The sequence below is a fragment of the Gordonia sp. SMJS1 genome (assembly GCF_029866425.1).
Classification (GTDB): domain Bacteria; phylum Actinomycetota; class Actinomycetes; order Mycobacteriales; family Mycobacteriaceae; genus Gordonia; species Gordonia hongkongensis.
This window is the reverse complement of sequence record NZ_CP123381.1, coordinates 4,149,607-4,169,823: the sequence shown is the minus strand read 5'-3', so window position 1 is coordinate 4,169,823 and position 20,217 is coordinate 4,149,607. Positions and strand designations below refer to the sequence as shown.

At 67.0% G+C, this 20,217-nt stretch carries 19 protein-coding genes and 1 pseudogene; 14 read left to right on the top strand and 6 right to left on the bottom strand.

Features of this window, described 5'->3' with window-relative positions; all coding sequences use genetic code 11:
* Positions 1-167: 167 nt before the first annotated feature.
* Positions 168-863, bottom strand: a complete 696-nt coding sequence (locus QAD21_RS18940) for a hypothetical protein (RefSeq protein ID WP_280360020.1) — start codon at positions 861-863, stop codon at positions 168-170.
* A 525-nt stretch (positions 864-1,388) separates the two neighbouring features.
* On the opposite strand from QAD21_RS18940, the gene QAD21_RS18935 reads away from it, so the two are divergent.
* From QAD21_RS18935 to QAD21_RS18925, 3 genes and pseudogenes are all read left to right on the top strand, one after another.
* Positions 1,389-1,583 (top strand): hypothetical protein, encoded by a 195-nt coding sequence (locus QAD21_RS18935; RefSeq protein ID WP_058252431.1) that lies wholly within the window; start codon positions 1,389-1,391, stop codon positions 1,581-1,583.
* 181 nt (positions 1,584-1,764) lie between these two features.
* Positions 1,765-2,652 carry a DUF3558 family protein gene (locus QAD21_RS18930; protein WP_280360018.1) on the top strand — a complete coding sequence of 296 codons (888 nt, stop codon included), beginning with the start codon at positions 1,765-1,767 and terminating at the stop codon, positions 2,650-2,652.
* Positions 2,649-3,199, top strand: a pseudogene (locus tag QAD21_RS18925) (DUF3558 domain-containing protein). Before QAD21_RS18930 ends, QAD21_RS18925 begins: the two are co-directional and overlap by 4 nt.
* Positions 3,200-3,206: 7 nt before the next feature.
* Here the strand turns inward: QAD21_RS18925 and QAD21_RS18920 are convergent.
* Positions 3,207-4,034: an acyl-ACP thioesterase domain-containing protein gene (locus tag QAD21_RS18920; protein WP_280360016.1), complete on the bottom strand. Its 828-nt coding sequence runs from the start codon at positions 4,032-4,034 to the stop codon at positions 3,207-3,209.
* Positions 4,035-4,134: 100 nt separating this feature from the next.
* On the opposite strand from QAD21_RS18920, the gene QAD21_RS18915 reads away from it, so the two are divergent.
* Genes QAD21_RS18915 through QAD21_RS18900 form a run of 4 tightly spaced genes read left to right on the top strand, consistent with a single transcriptional unit; the run spans position 4,135 to position 8,887 of the window.
* Positions 4,135-5,811 (top strand): FAD-dependent oxidoreductase, encoded by a 1,677-nt coding sequence (locus QAD21_RS18915; RefSeq protein WP_226513936.1) that lies wholly within the window; start codon positions 4,135-4,137, stop codon positions 5,809-5,811.
* A gap of 2 nt (positions 5,812-5,813) precedes the next feature.
* Positions 5,814-7,088 carry a glycosyltransferase family 4 protein gene (locus QAD21_RS18910; RefSeq protein ID WP_269554909.1) on the top strand — a complete coding sequence of 425 codons (1,275 nt, stop codon included), beginning with the start codon at positions 5,814-5,816 and terminating at the stop codon, positions 7,086-7,088.
* Positions 7,075-7,806 (top strand): class I SAM-dependent methyltransferase, encoded by a 732-nt coding sequence (locus tag QAD21_RS18905; RefSeq protein WP_205334103.1) that lies wholly within the window; start codon positions 7,075-7,077, stop codon positions 7,804-7,806. The genes QAD21_RS18910 and QAD21_RS18905 overlap by 14 nt, the downstream gene beginning before the upstream one ends.
* A gap of 25 nt (positions 7,807-7,831) precedes the next feature.
* Positions 7,832-8,887, top strand: coding sequence for a prenyltransferase (locus QAD21_RS18900; RefSeq protein ID WP_068971116.1), 1,056 nt, complete (start codon positions 7,832-7,834; stop codon positions 8,885-8,887).
* 231 nt (positions 8,888-9,118) lie between these two features.
* Here the strand turns inward: QAD21_RS18900 and QAD21_RS18895 are convergent, their stop codons facing one another.
* Entirely contained in the window at positions 9,119-9,976 is an 858-nt protein-coding gene (locus QAD21_RS18895; protein ID WP_205334102.1) for an LLM class F420-dependent oxidoreductase, read from the bottom strand.
* A gap of 112 nt (positions 9,977-10,088) precedes the next feature.
* Positions 10,089-10,691 carry a TetR/AcrR family transcriptional regulator gene (locus tag QAD21_RS18890; RefSeq protein ID WP_171011674.1) on the bottom strand — a complete coding sequence of 201 codons (603 nt, stop codon included), beginning with the start codon at positions 10,689-10,691 and terminating at the stop codon, positions 10,089-10,091.
* Positions 10,692-10,859: 168 nt separating this feature from the next.
* Here QAD21_RS18890 and QAD21_RS18885 point away from each other — a divergent pair, with 168 nt between their 5' ends.
* Genes QAD21_RS18885 through QAD21_RS18875 form a run of 3 tightly spaced genes read left to right on the top strand, consistent with a single transcriptional unit; the run spans position 10,860 to position 13,938 of the window.
* A complete protein-coding gene (locus QAD21_RS18885) occupies positions 10,860-12,236 on the top strand; it encodes an NAD(P)-binding domain-containing protein (protein WP_058252423.1) in 1,377 nt (458 codons plus the stop codon).
* A complete protein-coding gene (locus QAD21_RS18880) occupies positions 12,233-13,186 on the top strand; it encodes an alpha/beta fold hydrolase (RefSeq protein WP_058252422.1) in 954 nt (317 codons plus the stop codon). The genes QAD21_RS18885 and QAD21_RS18880 overlap by 4 nt, the downstream gene beginning before the upstream one ends.
* A complete protein-coding gene (locus QAD21_RS18875; protein WP_058252421.1) occupies positions 13,183-13,938 on the top strand; it encodes an SDR family NAD(P)-dependent oxidoreductase in 756 nt (251 codons plus the stop codon). The genes QAD21_RS18880 and QAD21_RS18875 overlap by 4 nt, the downstream gene beginning before the upstream one ends.
* 21 nt (positions 13,939-13,959) lie before the next feature.
* Here QAD21_RS18875 and QAD21_RS18870 read toward each other — a convergent pair whose 3' ends face one another.
* A complete protein-coding gene (locus QAD21_RS18870; RefSeq protein WP_211538271.1) occupies positions 13,960-14,658 on the bottom strand; it encodes a class I SAM-dependent methyltransferase in 699 nt (232 codons plus the stop codon).
* 50 nt (positions 14,659-14,708) lie between these two features.
* Between QAD21_RS18870 and QAD21_RS18865 the strand changes: the two genes are divergently transcribed.
* The 4 genes from QAD21_RS18865 to QAD21_RS18850 all read left to right on the top strand — a co-directional run bounded on the left by QAD21_RS18865 (position 14,709) and on the right by QAD21_RS18850 (position 19,248).
* A complete protein-coding gene (locus tag QAD21_RS18865; RefSeq protein WP_277242992.1) occupies positions 14,709-15,683 on the top strand; it encodes an NADPH:quinone oxidoreductase family protein in 975 nt (324 codons plus the stop codon).
* A 75-nt stretch (positions 15,684-15,758) separates the two neighbouring features.
* The gene (locus tag QAD21_RS18860) at positions 15,759-16,028 is read left to right on the top strand and encodes a DUF2277 domain-containing protein (protein WP_058252418.1); all 270 of its coding nucleotides are present in this window, start codon (positions 15,759-15,761) and stop codon (positions 16,026-16,028) included.
* Between the two features lie 576 nt (positions 16,029-16,604).
* Positions 16,605-18,434, top strand: coding sequence for an ABC transporter substrate-binding protein/permease (locus QAD21_RS18855; protein WP_280359999.1), 1,830 nt, complete (start codon positions 16,605-16,607; stop codon positions 18,432-18,434).
* A gap of 4 nt (positions 18,435-18,438) precedes the next feature.
* Complete coding sequence (locus QAD21_RS18850) at positions 18,439-19,248, top strand: amino acid ABC transporter ATP-binding protein (RefSeq protein WP_068971161.1); 810 nt, start codon at positions 18,439-18,441, stop codon at positions 19,246-19,248.
* Between the two features lie 13 nt (positions 19,249-19,261).
* Here the strand turns inward: QAD21_RS18850 and QAD21_RS18845 are convergent, their stop codons facing one another.
* Positions 19,262-20,176: an amidohydrolase family protein gene (locus QAD21_RS18845; protein WP_058252415.1), complete on the bottom strand. Its 915-nt coding sequence runs from the start codon at positions 20,174-20,176 to the stop codon at positions 19,262-19,264.
* Positions 20,177-20,217: the final 41 nt, after the last annotated feature.

Sequence of the window (20,217 nt, the reverse complement as noted above, 5' to 3'; positions counted from 1 at the left end):
AGGATGCGCAACGGGGCAGCCGACTGCCCGCGCATGTCCCCTGAGCCCAGCCGAGTCGCACCGCATCAATTGGGTGTTTCACATGTTGACGCGTTGGCAGACGAAAGCGGGTCGCGACTCGGAAGACCGCCAGCTCCGTCATCTGTGCCCACGGATCGGCCACCTGATCAACGCCAACTTGCGATACACCTACGGTCAGTAGGCGGAATCCGCGACGTTTCATCCATCCTCGGTTCCGTGGGTTGGTCGTAGAACGGCTGGCGACCGTAGCGGTCTGCGGTCACGACATCGATGTCGTTTCGCAATGTGAGGTCGCGGATGGTGGCTGTGTTCGCCCCGATCCCGGCCCAGTGAGGATCGGTGTCGCTTGCCAGGCACCAGGCATGGTCAGCGGGCCATACAAAGGCCGGCGGGTCGTGAAACAGCGCAGGCGTTTCGTGCGTCAAGGGCTCCTCCCACGCCTTGAGGTCGGACAGTGTGCCGACGTAGAGGTGGTAGCCGCGGTTGGGGATGTACATCCGAGGGCCACCCGGTAGAGGAGACACGACACCTGAATAGCCGGCCCAGATCGCGAAGTAGCACTCGTCGGAGCTGCGCGTCACCGCAGCCAGGGCTCTACACGTCCTGGCGACGATGGCGTGCTCGTAGCCCTCATAGGCGGGCTCTGTGAAGTCCTCGCTCGGAACGCTCTGGTGAGGACGGTCTGGATCCGGTATGAAACGGACCCGTGCGTAGGCCTCGAACTCAGGAGGGCCGAACAGCGCTAGAGCTTTCCAAGCCTGGCCCGACGCGACGTCGTCGGTCGCGTCGCGACTTCGTGTGATCCAGTCCGCGGCTGAGACGTCAGCACAGAAACGCAGCATGCCACGACTATGCGCCGGACGGGGTTGCCGCGGCCATCCTTTGTGAGAACGCCGAGGCGTCTCATCTGATGCAGTATGCAGTCGATCACTTCCCAGGTGAACCAGGTCAGACCAGACTTCGGAGCGAAGCAAGAAGTAGAAACCGCGGCCCTCCACATTCCACCAGAATGGAAGCCGCTGAACGGCATAGACATGTCAGACGGAGTAGACATGATCGGGTGGACCCGACATCGGTGCCGGCTCCGCCGCGGTCACCGGCATCCTCGCCAGCCCTCACACGTTCGCGTTGGACGTCCCGGCCGACTCCTCGGGCAGAAACATCTGCCGACATCGGAGCGTGTGGCTGACGATATGGCTATTCGCTTCGCGGGCAGTTCGATGAGCTGAGAGCAGGGGTCAGGCCGCAGAGTCCCTGACCGGAACGGGGGCGATTGTCCGGGCCTGTCGCGATACGCGACTACCCTGGGCACACGACCCCGGGCCGTTCACGGACCGGTCCGGGTGCAACCGACCAGGGAGGGCATCATGGCCATCGATCGGGACAAGAGCAGAGCGGTGTCGGAGGTCGTGCGTCAGCACCCGGCGATGAGCCTGGTCGCGGTGTCACCGGGCATCGCGGTGTTCGTGACGTTGCTGCTGCTCGACCAGACCTTCCTGGCGATCCTGTTCCTCGTCCTGGCCGTCGGCGGGGGCGCATACCTGCTGACGCGCAAGCGCTGACGGTGTCGCCTGTTCAGCACCCGCGGCGGGCTGGGCGACCCCGCTACAGTGGTGCCCAACGAGCACCCGGCAGGGTTGAAAGCGCGGTGAAGGGAGTCGGCGTCGTGGGCACTGAACCGGGTCGGGGCGCCTGCGCCGGACGGACTCCCGGGTTGCGGACGAGTCGGCTGGGCGGCTGACCATGTCCACCCGCGTCGATGCCTACATCTGGGCCATCCGTCTGACCAAGACCCGATCGGCGGCGGGCGCCGCGTGTCGGGGCGGGCACGTCCGCGTGAACGGGGTGACCGCCAAGCCGGCCCAGCCGGTGGTGCCGGGTGACGAGGTCCGCGTACGGCTCGCCGGACGCGAGCGCATCGTCGAGGTCACCAGGACGATCAGTAAACGGGTGTCGGCGCCGATGGCCGCCGAGTGCTTCATCGACCGGTCTCCGCCGCCGCCGCCGAAGGAGATCCTCGCGAGTCAGCCGCGCCGCGACCGCGGTGCCGGTCGGCCGACGAAACGTGAACGGCGTCAACTGGATCGGCTGCGCGACGGCACCTTCCTCATCGCGGTTCTGGCAGCGATCACGCTTCTCGTCGGCGCCTGCTCGGACGACGAGCCGACGTCGGATCCAAACACTCCGAACACGCCCGAGGCGCCCGCCCAGGCCGGTTCCGGACCGTTCTTCGGCGAATGCGGCGGCGTGTCCCTCGAGGAGGTGGTCCGCATCACCGGGTTCGGTGGACTCACCGAGACCGTGAACAACACCTCGGTGTGCGAATGGGACACGACCGGTTCGAGGACGGGTGCCGTCGCCTCGTTCAACTGGTATCGCGGATCGCCGATCGGTCGTGAGGAGGCGAACGTGAAGTTGTCGCGCGACGTCACCAACAGACTCGAGATCGACGGCCACGAGGGATTCATCGGTTACACGCAATCAGGTCAGATCTGTGAGGTCGGCATCGGTTTCGGCGCGGACTTCTTCGAATGGTCGATCCGCGGCGACGCGGCGACACCACGGCCGATCGAAGAGATCTGTGACGCCGCACGCGAGCTGGCGACGCTGTCGATAGAGCGTGCGTCGTGAAGCGCGCCCTCATCGTGATCGCCGCGGTGCTGCTGGGACTGACCGCCCTGGCCGGGTGTGCGCGCACGTCGACGGTGAGGCGGTGCCGTTGGGGGCCGCGGACCAGTCCGGCAGCAGCGACATCGACACCGACCAGTTCGACCGGCTCTTGCTCGAATGCGATGTGCTACCCGACGCGATGATCGCCGATGTCGTCGCCGGCGGCGGGTTCGCCGAACGGTCGTTCAGCGGGGCCATCTGCCGATGGCTGGTCTCCGGCACCACCGACGTGGTGAGTGTGACGTTCAACTGGTTCGAGTGGGGCAACGTCAACGTGGAGAAGGAGACGGCCAAGAAGCTCGGGTTCCAGACCGAGAACATCAAGGTCGCCAGCCAGTCGGCGTTCACCCAGCGCAGTCCCGACCGGCCGGGCGTCTGCGGTGTGACCGCCCGTGCGCCGAGCCGCGGCATCTTCACCTGGTTCGTCGAACCTCGCAGCGCGCCCCAGGGCGATCCGTGCGAGGCGCCGATCAAGCTGATGGAGTTGCTGCTCCAGGGCGGTCAGTAGAAGTTGCTCACCCCGGGAGCGGCCCGACGACGACGCTGGCCGCGACCACGAGTTCGTCGCCGGTGCCCGGCATCAGCAACCACACGGTGAGCCGGTCGCCCTCGCGCACCCGGCGCAGGACCAGCCGCGTGCCCGGCACGATGGGCCGGAGGTACTCGATGACCACCCGGTGCGGAGCGTCGACCAGGTCGGGATGCTCGACCAGTTCGTCCTCGATCGCCTCGAGGTAGGCGGCATTGTTGAGGTGCTTGAACGGGTCGAAGTCGGTGATCCGGAGAACGTGTTCACGGTCTGGGAAGTCGATGTCGGCGGCTTCGGGGGCCTTCTCGGGGTTCATCGACCGCCAGCGAAGGCGGTGCTCGTCGGTCATCGCCGACAGCATCGCGAAGGCGTCGTCGGACAGGCGTGACGGCACGCCCTGCTCGTTGACGTTGATCCAGAACGCCTCGGTCTCGATCAGGCCCGCGGGACGCGGTCGGGGGTTGAACCGGTTGGTCTCGTGCTCGGCGGTCAGGCGCACGCGCATGTTGGTCCAGCGCGTCGACAGGGCACCGCACCACCGCTGCGCGGTCACGGTACCCGGCCAGGTGATGGGCTCGATGACATCGATGATGGTGCGCCGAACGATCCAGAACGGGTCGGTCGCGCTGAACTCGGTTGCCTCGAGGTTGTCGTTGGCGACGTCCTGCAGGTAGCGGGCCACGGCATCGAGGCGCACACGCATGTCCTGATCGACGTCGCCGGTGCGGACGCGATAACCCACCTCGTAGAACTGAGCACCAGGCTTGCGATCCGGAAGTGATGCAACCGACACTGCTGGCGTAACCTGGCTCACTCGAGTCCCTCCGATAGGTCGCCGGTATCTTTGCGGCTAAGATACATTCAATCGGAAAAATAGAACACGTTCTACGTGTCGGATCACGAGGAAACAGCAGATGGCGCATGTGATTACCCGCCCATGTTGCAACGATGCCAGTTGCGTGAGCGTGTGTCCGGTGAACTGCATCCACCCCACGCCCGACGAGCCGGAGTTCCTGACGGCGGAGGCCCTCTACATCGATCCGGAGACCTGCATCGATTGCGGCGCCTGCATCGACGAGTGCCCGGTGGAGGCGATCATCCCCGACGATCAGCTGGACGAGCGTGACGAGCCGTATCTCCAGATCAACGCGGACTACTACAAAGACCACGACGTCGAGGGCGGCCTCGTGCCACCGCGCAAGGCACCCAAGCTGCCCGAGAAGGAACTGCACGTGGCCGTCGTGGGTGCCGGGCCGGCGGCCTTCTACGCCGCGGAGGAGCTCGTCCGCAAACCGGCCATCAAGGTCGACATGTTCGATCGGTTGCCGACGCCCTACGGACTCGTGCGCGCCGGAGTCGCACCGGACCACAGCGCCACCAAGGGCGTGGAGAAGACCTTCGCCTCGGTCGCGGCGAAGAAGAACTTCACCTACTACCTCAATGTCGAGGTCGGCAAGCACATCAGCCACGACGAGCTGGTCGCCCGCTACCACGCGGTGATCTACGCGGTCGGCGCCGCGACCGACAAGCGGCTGGGCATCGAAGGCGAGGATCTGCGCAATTCGGTCGCCGCGACCCAGTTCGTCGCCTGGTACAACGGTCACCCGGACTTCGCCGACCTCGACGTCGATCTGTCGGGAGAGCGGGCCGTCGTGGTCGGCAACGGCAACGTGGCACTCGACGTCGCGCGCATCCTCGTCACCGACCCCGACGAGCTCGCCAAGACCGACATCGCCGACCACGCCCTCGCGAAGCTGCGTGAATCCAACATCTCCGAGGTGGTGCTCCTGGGCCGCCGCGGCGTGGCGCAGGCGGCATACACCAACAGCGAGTTCCTGGCACTCGGTGACGTCGACGGTGTCGACGTCGTCATCGACCCCGACGAGCTGGTCCTCGACCCGGCCTCGGAGGCGGCGCAGTCCGACGACACGCTCGACTCGACGATAGCCACCAAGGTGCGTCTCGCCCGAGAATTCGCCGAGCGTCCGCAGACGCCGGGCAACAAGCGCATCGTGTTCCGGTTCCTCACGTCTCCCGTCGAAATTGCCGGTGACGGGGAAGTGGCTACGCTTACGTGCGTGCGCAACGCCTACGCCGACGCGACCGGGACAGTCGCGGTGACACCCACCGAGGATCGGTTCGACCTCGAGACCGGACTGGTCCTGCGGGCCATCGGTTACCGGGGCGTGCCGGTCACCGACCTACCGTTCGACGAGGGGCACGGCGTCGTCCCCAACACCGAGGGGCGGGTCCAGACCGCGGCCGACGGCGATGTGATGCCCGGCCTGTACGTCACGGGTTGGATCAAGCGAGGAGCGACAGGGGGTATCGGCATGAACCGCATCTGCGGTCAGGAGACCGCGCAGGCGGTCATCGCGGACTTCGTCGCCGCCGCGTTCGACGACCCCTCGACCTCGCGGGACGACGTCGCCGCACTCGTGGCCGACCGCGGCGCCAACCGCATCGACCTCACGGGCTGGAAGGCGATCGACGCCGCCGAGAAGTCCGCGGGCAGGGCCACCGGCCGGGTCCGCACGAAGTTCGTCAGCATCTCCGAGTTCGAGGCGGCTGCCACCGCCGGGGCGCAGTGACCGTGCGCATCGCACTGCTCTCGTACCGAAGCAAGCCGCACTGCGGTGGCCAGGGCGTCTACGTCCGCCACCTCTCCCGCGAACTGGCACTGCTGGGGCACAGCGTCGAGATCTTCTCGGGGCAGCCTTACCCCGAACTGGACCAGGTGGCCATCGACGCCGGGGTCACCGTCACCAAGGTGCCGAGCCTCGGTCTCTACGACGAGCCGGACCCGTTCCGGACGCCTCGTCCGGGGGAGTACCGCGATTGGATCGACGTGCTCGAGGTCGGCTCGATGTGGACGGCGAGCTTCGGCGAACCGCTCACGTTCAGCCTCCGGGTGGCGCGCCTTCTCAAAGAGCGCCGCGACGACTTCGACATCGTGCACGACAACCAGTGCCTCGGTTATGGACTGCTCGACATCCAGAAGGCCGGGTTCCCGCTGATCGCGACGATCCACCACCCCATCACCCGCGACCGCACACTGGCGGTGAAGGCGGCCAAGGGATGGCGCAAGATCAGTGCCTGGCGGTGGCATTCGTTCCTGCGCATGCAGGGGCGCGTCTCACGCCGTATCCCCGAGCTGCTCACCGTTTCCCGCAGCAGCGAGGTCGACATCCGCAAGGCCTTCGACATCCCGTCGGGTCGGATCACCACCATCCCGCTGGGGGTGGACACCGAGATCTTCACGCCGGCCGCCACGCGCGTTCCCGGTCGTATCGTGTGTGTCGCCAGTGCCGACGCGCCGCTGAAGGGTGTCTCGTACCTGCTCGAGGCGGTCGCGAAGCTGTCCTCCGAGCGGGATGTCGAATTGGTGCTGGTGTCCAAGTTGGACCCGAACGGTCCGTCGGCCAAGATGATCGAGGATCTGGCGATCGGCGATCGCGTCTCGGTGGTGTCCGGCCTCGAGGACTCCGAGATCGCCGGCCTGCTCGCCTCCGCCGAGGTGGCGTGTGTGCCCTCGTTGTACGAGGGGTTCTCGCTGCCGGCGGTCGAGGCCATGAGTTGCGGTACGCCGCTGGTGGCCACCCGGGCCGGTGCGATCCCCGAGGTCGTCGGCACCGCCGAGGAGGCAGCGTTGCTGGTGCCGCCGCGGGATTCCGGACGTCTGGCGCAGGCTATCGGCCGGCTCCTGGACGATGTCGATCTGCGGACGCGTCTCGGCGACGGAGGTCGTCGACGCGCCGAGGAGAACTACAGCTGGGCAGCGGTGGCCGCGAAGACTGCGGCTCACTACGAAACCGTGCTCGCCGGACATCGGCGGGCAACAGAAGGGACATCGAGTGCTCACAGTTGATTTCGACCGGCTTGGCGTTGGACCGGGCACCAAGGCGATCGACATCGGGGCGGGGCAGGGTAGGCACTCGTTCGAGATGTTCCGTCGTGGCGCGGAGGTCATCGCCTTCGACATGTCCGAGAGCGACATGTCCGACGTCGGTGAGATGTTCGACGCCATGATGGCCGAGGGTCACGTGCCCGCGTCGGCCAAGGCGCGCGCCGAGGTCGGGGATGCGCTTCGACTCCCGTACGCGGACAACAGTTTCGACGTCGTCCTGATGAGCGAGATCCTCGAGCACATCCCGACCGACGAGGGCGCGATCAGTGAGATGGTGCGCGTGCTGAAGCCGGGTGGCGTCGCCGCGGTCACCGTGCCCCGGTACTGGCCGGAGAAGGTGTGCTGGGCCCTGTCGGACGAGTACCACGAGGTCGAGGGCGGACACGTCCGCATCTACAAGGCATCCGAGCTCGCGGGCAAGTTGCAGCGAGCCGGACTCGAGGTCACCGACACCGACCACGCCCATGCCCTGCATGCCCCGTACTGGTGGCTGAAATGCGCTGTGGGAGTCGAGAACAACGACAATGTCCTGGTGAAGGGCTACCACCAGCTGTTGGTCTGGGACATGATGAGCAAGCCGTGGCTGACCCGGGTCGGCGAGCAGGTGCTCAACCCGCTCATCGGCAAGTCGGTGGCCCTCTACCTGCGCAAGCCCGAGACCGCCACCGCGTCTTCATGACGGGGTCCTCCAGGACGGGAGCCCCATGACGGCCGTCCCGGCGATCCCCGGTGTGGTCACGGCCGAGCAGATGCGGGCCACCGGTGCCGCGATCGTCGGCATGCAGGAGGCCGACGGTGCGTTGCCGTGGTTCCCGGGCGGGCAGACCGACCCGTGGGACCACATCGAATCGGCGATGGCGTTGTCCGTGACCGGGTTTCACTCCGAGGCAGAGGCGGCTTACGAGTGGTCGCGGCGTAAACAGCGCGACGACGGGTCGTGGCCGATCCGCACCGTCGTAGGAAAGGTGGAGGACGCCGGCACAGACAGCAATTTCTGCGCCTACATCGCGGTCGGGGTCTGGCATCACTATCTGATCACCGGTGACGACGCCTTCTTGCAGAAGATGTGGCCGGTGGTCTGGTCGGCGATCGACTGCGTGCTGCGCTTCCAGCGTGAGGACGGTGCGTTCCGCTGGGGCGGCGACCACCGGACCGGAGCGATGTTCGGTGAAGCGCTGATCACCGGGAACGCCAGCATCTTCCAAGCGCTGGACTGCGCGATCCGGATCGCCGGTGAGATGGATCAGCCCGACGCCGACTGGATCGCGGCGCACAGCGTGCTCGGCGACGCGATCCGTGCCGACGTCACGCGTGACGAGTGGCAGACCTTCACCCCGCCGTCCGAACACTCCATGGACTGGTACTACCCGATCCTCGGCGGCGCCGTCCGCGGACGCGACGGGCAGGAACTCATCGCGCGGCGGTGGGAACAGTTCGTGGTCCCCGGCAAGGGCGTTCGTTGCGTCGACCATCGTCCCTGGGTCACCGGCGCCGAGACCTGTGAGCTGGCACTGGCACTCGATGCCCTCGGTGACACCGCCGATGCCATCGAGCTCATCGCGTCGATTCAGCATCTGCGCGACCCGGACGGATCGTATTGGACCGGACTGGTTTTCGCCGACGGCAAACGCTGGCCGGTGGAGAAGAGTTGCTGGACCTCAGCGGCTGTGATCCTGGCGGCCGATGCGGTGAGCCGCACCAGCGTGGCCAACGGGATCTTCCGGGACGTCCGCCAGCGGCTCGTCGCACCGACTCCCTGAGCCGACTGCGGACGGCGCGCCCATCGCCGCTCCCTGGGGAGCGCCCCCCATTTGCTCCCTGGGGTGTGAGGAGCGATAGCCGCCGGGCCGTGCAAGCGACGAAGGAGCGCGTCGAGGTCGACGAGCCACGAAGGGCCTGGTGAGACAGGTTGTTACACCCTTCGTGGGTCGCTTCGCTCGCACCTCAGGGGGCGGGGGTGGCTCGCTTCGCTCACACCTCTCCCAACGGGTCTACACGACCGCCGGGGCGATGCCGAGCTTGCCGGCCAGCTTGGCGAGGTAGCCGCTCGCGCGCTCGACCGAGTCGTCGGGGAGGCCGTACAGCACTGTCGTGACCCCGATCTCGCGCCACTTCTCGAGCTTCTCGGGTACCGGCCGGAAGTCGAGGACGACGATCTCGGGGTCGCCCGCACGACCGGCGTCGGACCAGATCTGCTTGAGCAACGACACCGACCCCTCGATGTCCTCCTCGCCGGGTGTGGTGATCCAGCCGTCGGCGCTGCGCGCGATCCACTTGAAGTTCTTCTCGTTGCCTGCCGCGCCCACCTGGACCGGGATGTGCGACTGCGTCGATTTGGGCCACGCCCAGCTGGGGCCGAAATTCACGAACTCGCCCGCGAACTCGGCCTCTTCCTTAGTCCAGAGCGCGGTCATCGCCTCGAGGTACTCGCGCAGCATCGTCCGCCTGCGCTTCGGCGGGACGTTGTGGTCGGCGAGTTCGTCCAGATTCCAACCGAATCCGACGCCGAGGGTGACCCTTCCGTTCGAGATGTGGTCGAGCGTCGCAATGGTCTTGGCGAGCGTGATGGGGTCGGACTGCACCGGCAGTGCGACCGCGGTGGCGAGCCGGATGCGTTCGGTGACGGCCGCGGCGGCGCCGAGTGACGTCCAGGGATCGAGGGTGCGCATGTAGCGCTCGTCGGGCAGGGTCTCGTCACCGGTGCGGGGATGCGCGGCGTCGCGTCGAGTCGGGATGTGGCCGTGCTCGGGAACGTAGTACGACGCGAAACCTGCGTCCTCGATGAGCGGGGCCAGGACGTGGGGCTTGAGCCCGCGGTCGCTGGTGAACTGCACGATCCCGAAATCCATGGGGCCCTCCGACGGCGTCGTTCGGTCGTCCGCGTTTTCCGGACGGTTGACTGGACACTAGTCTAGGTGATCGGCGTCACCCAGGCCAGAGGGCATCGGGGGCCTCATTTACTCATCCCTGCGGGTCGGTGGCCAGACCCGGCATGACGAACCGCTCGAGATGGCGTCGGACCTGCCGCGCGTCGTCGATGTCGAGGGCCTCACCCGGGGAGGTGCCGAGGCTGATCAGGACGCGCGCAACCCATTCGGACACCTCGTACGGATCGTGCGCGGGGTGTATCTCCCCGCGGGCGGCGGCCTGTTCGACGAACGGAAACCAGAACGCTGCCAGGTCGGGAACCAGCTTGACGACACCGACACCGGCGCATTCGGCGAACTCCGTGGGTTCCTCCGTGCGGAGTCGGAGCAGCAGCGTGCCCGGGTCGTCGTAGGCACCCCGGCCGATCCGGACGCCGGCGGTGAGTTGCCCGACCAGGTCGGGGATGGCGTCGAGTTCGGCCCGGGCGTCGCGCCAGAACGACTCGGTGAGACGGACGATGGTCGCGCCGATCATGGACGGTTTGTCCGGATAGTGCCGATACAGCCACGCGCGGGACACGCCTGCCGACTCCGCGACCTGCTGCATGGTGGTCGCCCGGATTCCCTTGTCGGCGAGCAGCTTCTGCGTGGCGTCGAGTAGTCGTTCGTGGACCGTCGTGGTCGAGGCCTCGGTCACTGACTCCTCCTGTGGTCGTGGTCGGTGCGCGCCGCGTCCCCACATCCACATGTCTGCTCAGGAGGGCGCTGCGTAGACAGTTCGCGGATTCTGTGTACACGATACGTCTCATCGTGTAGACACAAATCAGATTGTGTCTACATCCAACGGGTCCACCGAGGGGGCAGTGTGCCTTTACCAACCACCGCGATCATCGGCGCCGGTATCAGCGGGCTGACCGCCGGCAAGATGCTCACCGACTACGGCGTGCCGTACACCTGCTTCGAGAGTTCGGACCGGGTCGGGGGCAACTGGGCCTTCGGCAACCCGAACGGTCACAGCAGTGCCTACCGGTCGCTGCACATCGACACCTCGAAACACCAGTTGTCGTTCCGCGACTTCCCGATGCCCGACGAGTATCCCGACTTCCCGCACCACACCCAGGTCAAGGCCTACCTGGACTCCTACGCCGAGGCCTTCGACCTCTACTCCTCGATCGAGTTCACCAACGGAATCGAGCATGCGACCCGACTGGACGGGGGCGGCTGGGAACTGGAGACCCAGGGCGGTGAGCGCAGGCGGTTCGACCTGCTGGTGGTGGCGAACGGCCATCACTGGGATCCGCGCTGGCCCGATTTCCCGGGCGAGTTCGACGGAATCGAGATGCACGCCCACCACTACATCGATCCGCGTACCCCGCACGATTTCACGGGTAAGCGCATCCTCGTCGTCGGCCTGGGTAACAGTGCCGCCGACATCGCCGTCGAACTGTCGTCGAAGGCGCTGGACAACAAGCTGACCCTCTCCACGCGGTCGGGAGCGTGGATCGTGCCGAAATACTTCGGGGGCAAGCCCGCCGACAAGTACTACCGGTCGACGCCGTATCTGCCGACGTCGTGGCAGCGCAAGTTCGTCCAGGTCATGCAACCCGTGACCGCCGGCCGGCCGGAGGATTACGGTCTGCCGACACCGAATCACAAGTTCTTTGAGGCACATCCGACGCAGTCGGTGGAACTGCCACTGCGACTGGGCTCGGGCGACGTGACCCCCAAGCCCAACATCAGCCGGTTCGACGGGTCCACGGTCCACTTCGACGACGGGACCGCCGACGACTTCGACATCATCATCTACGCAACGGGTTACAACATCACGTTCCCGTTCTTCGACCCGAACTTCATCAGTGCGCCCGACAATCGGATCGACCTCTACAAGCGCATGTTCTACCCGGGAATCGACGACCTCGTCTTCGCCGGTTTCGCGCAGGCGGTTCCGACGCTGTTTCCCTTCGTGGAATGCCAGGCGCGGCTGATCGGGGCCTACGCCACGGGTCACTACCGGCTCCCGTCGGTACCGGAGATGCGGCAGACGATCGAGGCGGACATGCAGTACTACACCGGACACATGCTCGACCGCCCGCGGCACACGCAGCAACTCGATCACTATCTCTACGAACACAACATGCGGACCAAGGAGATTCCGGCGGGGATCCGGCGGGCCCACCAGCAGGGGCCGCCGACGTGGGCCGGGGTGGCCGACGATCTGGTCTCGAAGGGAGCATCCGCATGACCATTTCAAATGGTGCGACCACCGTACGCTTCCGATCGTCCGACGCCGACTGCGACGCCTGGTTCTTTCCGGGCGCGGAGTCTTCGCCGTTCGAGATCGACGGCAAGCGCCCCGTCGTCGTGATGGCGCACGGTTTCGCCGGGACCAAGGACTCGGGTCTGGCGCCCTATGCGCAACGGTTCGCCGACGCGGGGTTGGCCGTGTTCGCGTTCGACTACCGCGGCTTCGGGCTGTCCGGTGGCGAACCGCGACAGTCGATTTCGCTGGAACGGCAGGCCGACGACTACCGCGCCGCGATCGGCGCCGCCAAGAAACAGCCGGGAGTGGACCCGGAACGGATCATCCTCTGGGGAGTGTCGCAATCCGGCGGGCATGCGCTGACCGTGGCGGCCGACCGGACCGACGTGGCCGCGGTGATCGCGGTGGTGCCACTGGTCAATGGGCTCGCCGCCGGTCGCGTCGCCTACGCCCAGGTCGGCGGGGCGGCGATCGCCCGCTCGACCGCCACGGCAGTGGCCAGTTCGGTGGGTCGACGGCTGGGCCGGGGTCCGAAGATGTTGCGGGTCGTCGGCGAACCCGGCGACGTGGGCGCCGCGCTGACCGCACCAGGGTTTCTGGAGAGCTACCGCGCGATCGCGGGGCCGTCGTGGCGCAACGAGGTCGACGCCTCGGTCGGTCTCGAGATCGGCTCGTTCCGAGTCGACAAGCACGCCGCGCGCGTCGATGCCCCGGTGCTGTTCCAGATCGCCGACTTCGATTCCGCCGCACCGCCGTACGCGGCGTCGAAGACCGCGTTCAAAGCTCACGCCGAAGTGCGCCACTACCCGTGCGACCATTTCGACATCTTCGCGGGCAACGACTTCTTCGAGCCCTGCGTCACGCACGAGATCGGTTTCCTGCGCCGTCATCTGGCATCGAACGCCGACGTTGTGGAAGCGGCTACGCGATGAACCGGGCGGTCGTGATCGGGGGTGCCTCGGGGATCGGACTGGCCACCGTCGACGCGTTCGTCGGCGAGGGGATGCAGGTGGTGGTGGCCGACCGCGACGTCGAACGTGCCGAGCAGGTGGCGGCGACGCGCGACGGGGCGCGGGCGGTGCACATGGACGTGACCGACGAGGACTCGGTCGCAGCGACTTTCGCCGGCATCGGCGACTTCGACACGGTGGTGAACTGTGCCGGACTGTCGAATCCGGGTGCGCTGACCGAACTCGAACTCGATGCCTGGCGCAACACCGTCGACATCTGTCTGACCGGAACGTTCCTCGTGATCAAACACGCCGGCGCCCGGATCGCCGAGGGCGGATCGATCACCTGCATCGCCTCACTCAACGGCCGCCAACCGGGCGCCGGGATGGGGGCGTACTGCGCGTCGAAAGCCGGTGTGCTGATGCTCGTCGAGGTGGCCGCACTCGAACTCGCCGACCGTCGGGTGCGGGTCAACGCGGTGTCGCCGGGGCTTGTGATGACCCCGCTGACCGAGGGCATCGGCTTCGTACCGGGCCTCACCGAGGACTATCTCGACAACACCCCACTGGGCCGGAGCGGGGAACCCGCCGAGATCGCCGACACCGTAGCCTTTCTCGCCTCCGACAAGGCGCGCTGGATCACCGGTGCCGCCTTCGACGTCAACGGCGGCGCGCACCTGAAGCGCTATCCGGACGTGCTCGGCAAGGTGCGGGCGCTGGCCGGCGAGGCCTGACGCTGACGGCCTCCGACGCGGTCAGGCCTTCCGCGGTAGCGGTGCGCCCACCTCGCCCGAGTCGCGGCGGAGGACACGCAGCGATCCCTCCGCCCGCACCTCGGTGAACTGTCCGGTTTCCAGTGCCTGGCAGTAGATCTCGTACGGCGGGCGGCCGCCGTCGGCGGGGTCGGGGAAGACGTCGTGGATGAGCAGGGCCCCGCCGATGCGCACCCACGGCGCCCAGCCGTCGAGGTCGGTCTGCGCCGCCTCCATGCTGTGGCCGCCGTCGATGAAGACGAAATCCGCCGGTCGGCCCCAGACCTTAGCGGCGACGGCCGACGGGGCGAGCAACCCGACGACGGTGTTGTCGAGCCTGGCGTCGAACATGGTGCGGCGGAAGCGTGCCGAGGTGTCGAGCGTCCCGGTGTGTGCGTCGACGAGGGATTCGTCGTGGTACTCCCAACCGGGCTGGTGTTCCTCGGAACCGCGGTGATGGTCGACGGTCACGATGACGGCGTCGTTCGCTTCGCCGGCCGATCCCAGGAAGACGGTAGATTTCCCGCAGTAGGTACCGATCTCCACGCCGACCTTCGTCGAATCAGGTTGGGACAGATATTCTCCGGCGATCTCGAAGAGCGTCTGGGCCTCGTCGAGCGGCATGAATCCGGGTGCCTCGTCCGCGACGCGGAGGCGGTCGGGGGAGGGTGCGTTCGGCGACTGTGCCGCAGGTTGTGACATGGCATCAGATCCTATCGGGTGTGTGACGGTCGCCGCGTAGGGTGAGCCGTATGAAAGCTCAGGTACTCACCGCAGAGACAGGCCCGTCCGGACTCGAGTTGCAGGACGTTCCCGATCCCACCCCGGCCGACGGCCAGGTCGTCGTCGACGTGAAGTCGTGCGGCGTGTGCTTCCCCGACGTGCTGATGAGTCAGGGCAAGTACCAGCTGCGCGTGCCGACGCCGTTCACGCCGGGCACCGAGGTCGCCGGCGTGGTGCGCTCGGCTCCCGACGGGGCGTCGGTGAAGGTCGGGGACAAGGTGCTCGTGGCGTCGATCGTCGGCGGATTCGCCGAACAGGTCGCGGCCGCGCCCGAACAGCTCCTGCCGCTTCCCGAAGGCCTGACCTTCGAGCAGGGCTCGGCCATGGGCATCAACTACCAGACCGCCTTGTTCGCGCTGAAGACCCGCGCGCACACCCAGCCCGGTGAGGTGGTCGGCGTGCTCGGCGCCGCCGGCGGCGTCGGGACCGCGTCGATCATGGTCGCCAAGGCGATGGGCGCGAAGGTCATCGCCATCGTCCACCGGAAGGGTGCCGAGGACCTGCTGCGCAGCGCCGGGGCCGACGAGATCGTCCAGCTCGAGGAGGGCTGGGGTACCAAGCTCAAGGAGATCGTCCCCAAGGGCGTCGACGTGATGATCGACCCGGCGGGCGGCGAGGTGTTCGACGAGGCGCTCCGTCAGGTCGCCCCCGATGGCCGCTACGTCGTGGTGGGCTTCGCGGCCGGTGGCATCCCGACCGTCAAACTCAATCGAGTCCTGTTCCGCAACATCGCCGTCGTCGGGGCCGCGTGGGGCGAGTACGTGCGCACCCATCCGGAACTGAATCTGCCCGCGAAGCTGCATGAAGAGCTGACGCAGATGATCGCCGACGGGATGGAACCTCAGGTCAACGTCACCTACACGCTCGATCAGCTGCCGGAAGCGTTGACCGATCTCGCCGAAGGGCGGATTCTGGGGAAAGCGGTCGTCAAGATCGGCGAGTAGGCCCTCGGCGGGTCGGCCCGGTTGCGACGTCGCATCGCCTTCCGCCCAGCGCATCCGTCATCGAGGGGATCTGCCATGTGCCGCAACATCACCGAACTCCGCGGGCTCGAACCGCCGGCCACCGAGGACGAGATCGAGGCGGCCGCACGGCAGTACGTGCGCAAGGTGAGCGGCGTGCGGCATCCGTCGCCGGCGAATGCGGAGGCCTTCGAGGCCGCGGTGGTCGCCGTCACCGCGGCTACCCGCACGCTGCTCGACGTCTTGCCCGAGCGTCGTCAGCCGCCGAAGACGGTGCCCCCGCTCCGGCGCCCCGAGGTCCAGGCGCGGATTGCCGCTCGGGGCTGAGGAGTCCCACACAGGTTCAGCAGTAGGTATCGCGAGGCGATACCTACTGCTGAACTCGTCCTGAGGTGGTGGAGCCTACGAGCCGGCGGCTTCGTCACTGCCGGTGACGATCGTTTCCGCGAAGTCCCACAACAGATTGTCGAAAGCCTCGATTGCGTAGAAGATTGCAGACAGCATGATATTTCCCGCTTTCACTTCGAATTCGACAGTGGACGCAGGCCGCAACAAAGGCGCACGTCGGCGGCCTGTGGGATAGCGGGATGGGTGCCAGATGATCAAGAGGGGGTTGATTTCTGGCGCGGTGAAGAAATGATGTTACAAATCCCGAATCCCTGTATCATTGGTAGCACGCGAATCGTTTTCCGACAAGCAATTGGCAAATTCCGATAGAGAAGTATCGGCGTCGACCCCACGCAAGTGTCCCCGATGATCGGCGCGAGATGGCCAGGCCGACGGTGGCCTCCGCAGCGCGCCTCGCAGGCGCCCCGTGACGACGACGATCCCCAGCTCAACCGGGTTAAACCCACCGGCGAGCAAAAATTTGGGACACCTCCTGCGCGTGGGGATAGTGTCGACATGGTGTCCAACCACCGATCCCATCGCGCCCGACGGGCCGCGCCGCGCGCCGTGCGCGTCGTCGCGCTGGCACTGACGGTCGCCATCGTCGGCCTGCTGACCATCCTCGGCGGACCTGCGCCACGAGCCCAGGCGGCTCCCGCCGACAGCTGTGCGCCCGCTGGACTCGCGTCGGCCTCGGCCGCGCCGGTCAACCTCGCCGCAGCCGATCAGGGCGGTGAGGACCGCTACACCACCGAGTCCACCACGCCGCTCGACCAGATCGATGTGAGTCGTCTCGAGTTGCTGTCGCCCGGCAAGATCTCCGTCGGCACGCTGTCGGACGCCGGACCGAGCATCTGCGTCAACGGCGCGGGCGACTTCACCGGCTTCGACAACGAACTCCTCAAGGCCGTCGCCGCGAAGCTGGGTCTGCAGATCGAGTTCTACGGCACCGAGTTCGCCGGCCTGCTTTCCCAGGTGGCCAACAACCGCTTCGACGTCGGGTCGTCGTCGATCACCACCACCGACGACCGGCGCAAGACCGTCGACTTCACCAACGGCTACGACTTCGGCTACTTCTCACTCGTGGCGCCGACCGACGGGGCGATCGAGGGCTTCGACGACCTCTCCGACTCGACGCGCATCGCCGTGGTCCAGGGCACCGTCCAGGACGACTACGTCGTCAACACCCTGGGCCTCGACCCGGTGAAGTTCCCGGACTACGCCACCGCCTACGCCAACCTCCGGAGCGGTCAGGTCGACGCCTGGGTCGCCCCGTCGCAGCAGGCGGAGGGTGCGGTCCGAGAGGGCGACGGCACCGCGATCGTCGAGAACACCTTCAGCGTCAACAACTTCGTCGCGTGGGCCGTCGGCAAGAACAAGCCGCGGCTCACCGAGGCCCTGAACTCGGGACTCGACGCCATCATCGCCGACGGCACGTATGCCGACCTCTACGTCGACTGGGTGCCGCGCGAGCTACCCGAGGGGTGGAAGCCGGGCAGCAAGGCCGCGCCCGCGCCCGAACTCCCCGACATCGCCGCCATCGCCGCCGAGAACGCGGAGAAGGCGGGCCCGGCCGAGGAGACCGCGCCCAAGAGCACCCTGGAACAGCTCGGCGACACCTTCTTCAACTGGGATCTCTACAAGGAGTCGTTCCCGGAGCTGATCAAGACCGGGCTCGTGAACACCTTGATCCTGTCCGTGGTGTCCGGGGTGCTCGGCACCATCCTGGGCATGATCCTGGCGCTCTGCGGCATCTCCCGGTCGCGGTGGTTGCGCTGGCCGGCGCGTGTGTACACCGACATCTTCCGCGGACTGCCCGCCGTCGTTGTCATCCTGATCGTCGGACTCGGTGTGGGCCCGGTGGTCAAGGGCATCACCGGCAACAACCCGTACTGGCTCGGGGCGGTCGCCCTGGCCCTGCTCGCCGCGGCCTACATCGGCGAGATCTTCCGGTCCGGAATCCAGAGCGTCGACGACGGGCAACTCGAGGCCTCGCGGGCCATCGGGTTCAGCTATCGGCAGTCGATGCGTCTGGTGGTGGTGCCGCAGGGCGTGCGGCGGGTGCTCCCGGCGCTGATGAACCAGTTCATCAGCCTGATCAAGGACAGCTCGCTGGTGTACTTCCTCGGGTTGTTGGCCAGCCAGCGGGAGCTGTTCGCGGTCGGCCGCGACCTGAACGCGCAGACGGGCAACCTCTCGCCCCTCGTCGCCGCGGGAATCATGTACCTGATCCTCACGATCCCGCTGACGCACCTGGTCAACTACATCGACCGGCGCCTGCGCACCGGACGTCCCACCGACGTCCAGGACGACCCGCTGCCCCCGACCGTCGTCGAGAAGGGATAGGTCCATGCCTGATCTCAACAAGTCCGAGACCGACACCGAGGGCTCCCAGACGCCGGGCTCCCGGACGCCGAGTGCGACCGCCACCCGGACGGCCGTCTCGCTCACCGGCACCGACCTGCACCTGTCCTTCGGCAAGCACCACGTGTTGCGGGGCGTCGACATCCAGGTCGACGCCGGCACCACGACGACGGTCATCGGACCGTCGGGCTCGGGCAAGTCCACTCTCCTGCGAGTGCTGAACCGGCTGCACGAACCCGACCAGGGCGACATCCTGCTCGACGGCCGGTCGGTCCTGAAGGACAACCCGGACGAACTCCGACGCCGGATCGGCATGGTGTTCCAGCACTTCAACCTGTTCCCGCACAAGAGCGTCGTCGACAACGTCGCGCTCGGACCGCGCAAGTTGAAGGGGCTGAGCAAGGACGAGGCCCGCGAGGTCGCGCTCCGTCAGCTCGAGATCGTCGGGCTGACCAACAAGGCCGATGTGCGCCCGGCACGCCTGTCCGGCGGCCAGCAGCAGCGGGTGGCCATCGCCCGTGCGCTCGCCATGACCCCCGAGGTCATGTTCTTCGACGAGGCGACCTCCGCGCTCGACCCGGAACTGGTCAAGGGGATCCTCGCGCTCATGGCCGACCTCGCCAGCGAGGGGATGACCATGGTGGTCGTCACCCACGAGATGGGCTTCGCGCGCAACGTCTCCGACAACGTGCTGTTCATGGATCACGGTGCGGTCGTGGAGACCGGGCGTCCGGAACAGGTCTTCGACGACGCGACGTCGGATCGGCTGCGGGCCTTCCTGTCCCAGGTGCTGTAGGCGCTCGCCCCGGTCAGCCGATCCCGAAGAGTCTGGAGCCGTTGCGGTAGAACACGTCTCGGAGCCACTCGGCCCCGAGGTCGAGGCGGATGATCGCCTCGAGGGCGTGGGTGTAGCCGTAGGGGATGTTCGGGAAGTCGCTGCCGAACAGGATCTTGTCGCCGGCGTCGGCCAGTCGCGGCAGGTAGTCCGACGGGAACGGGGCGTCCTCTTCGGCGAAGTCGGTGAACGCCATCGTGGTGTCCAGGCGCACGTTGGGGTACTCCAACGCGAGGTCGAGGAACGCGGTGTACTCGGGCATCCCCATGTGCGCGACGATCAGTGGCAACGATGGAAACCGGTGCAGCAGTTCGCGGATGGGGTCGGGTCCGGTGTACGTCCCCGGGGCGGGCCCGGAACCGCAGTGGATGATGACCGGAACCTGGGAGTCGGCGATCTGCGACCACACCCCGTCGAGCAGCGAATCCGTCGGGGCGAAGTCGCCGACCTGGATGTGGCATTTGAAGACCTGCGTGCCGGCTTGGATGGCGCGGGAGACGTAGGTGTGGGCGGACTCCTCGGGATAGAACGTCGCCGTGTGCAGGCAGTCGTCGTGGTTGGCGGCGAAGTCGTGCGCCCAGCCGTTCAGCCACTCGGCCATGTTCGGTTTGTGTGGATAGACCAGGGACGAGTAGGCCCGCACCCCGAAGTCGCGCAGGGTGGCGACGCGGACGTCCTCGTCGGCGCGGTAGGTGATCGGCCACTCCCGTCCGACCAACGGCCCGACGGAATCGAAATAGGCCCACACCTTGTCCATCACCGGTCGCGGCATGAAGTGGGTGTGGACGTCGACGATGCCCGGCAGGCCCAGCTCGGCAGAGATCGCGCGCACCTGCCGCGCCTCGTCGGTGCTGAACGGCTCGGGGGCTTCGGGGACGGCACTGTTCACCCGAGTGACCGTACGCCGGTTGCGCGGGCGGCCGCGAGTGC

Excerpts from the sequence above, each read along its gene's own strand:
- QAD21_RS18935 (WP_058252431.1), top strand. The coding sequence starts at position 1,389 with ATGGCCATCGATCGGGACAAGAGCAGAGCGGTGTCGGAGGTCGTGCGT.
- QAD21_RS18850 (WP_068971161.1), top strand. The coding sequence starts at position 18,439 with ATGCCTGATCTCAACAAGTCCGAGACCGACACCGAGGGCTCCCAGACG.
- QAD21_RS18895 (WP_205334102.1), bottom strand. The coding sequence starts at position 9,976 with ATGGATTTCGGGATCGTGCAGTTCACCAGCGACCGCGGGCTCAAGCCC.
- QAD21_RS18880 (WP_058252422.1), top strand. The coding sequence starts at position 12,233 with ATGACCATTTCAAATGGTGCGACCACCGTACGCTTCCGATCGTCCGAC.
- QAD21_RS18870 (WP_211538271.1), bottom strand. The coding sequence starts at position 14,658 with ATGTCACAACCTGCGGCACAGTCGCCGAACGCACCCTCCCCCGACCGC.
- QAD21_RS18875 (WP_058252421.1), top strand. The coding sequence starts at position 13,183 with ATGAACCGGGCGGTCGTGATCGGGGGTGCCTCGGGGATCGGACTGGCC.
- QAD21_RS18860 (WP_058252418.1), top strand. The coding sequence starts at position 15,759 with ATGTGCCGCAACATCACCGAACTCCGCGGGCTCGAACCGCCGGCCACC.
- QAD21_RS18930 (WP_280360018.1), top strand. The coding sequence starts at position 1,765 with ATGTCCACCCGCGTCGATGCCTACATCTGGGCCATCCGTCTGACCAAG.
- QAD21_RS18855 (WP_280359999.1), top strand. The coding sequence starts at position 16,605 with ATGGTGTCCAACCACCGATCCCATCGCGCCCGACGGGCCGCGCCGCGC.
- QAD21_RS18900 (WP_068971116.1), top strand. The coding sequence starts at position 7,832 with ATGACGGCCGTCCCGGCGATCCCCGGTGTGGTCACGGCCGAGCAGATG.
- QAD21_RS18940 (WP_280360020.1), bottom strand. The coding sequence starts at position 863 with ATGCTGCGTTTCTGTGCTGACGTCTCAGCCGCGGACTGGATCACACGA.
- QAD21_RS18915 (WP_226513936.1), top strand. The coding sequence starts at position 4,135 with ATGGCGCATGTGATTACCCGCCCATGTTGCAACGATGCCAGTTGCGTG.
- QAD21_RS18865 (WP_277242992.1), top strand. The coding sequence starts at position 14,709 with ATGAAAGCTCAGGTACTCACCGCAGAGACAGGCCCGTCCGGACTCGAG.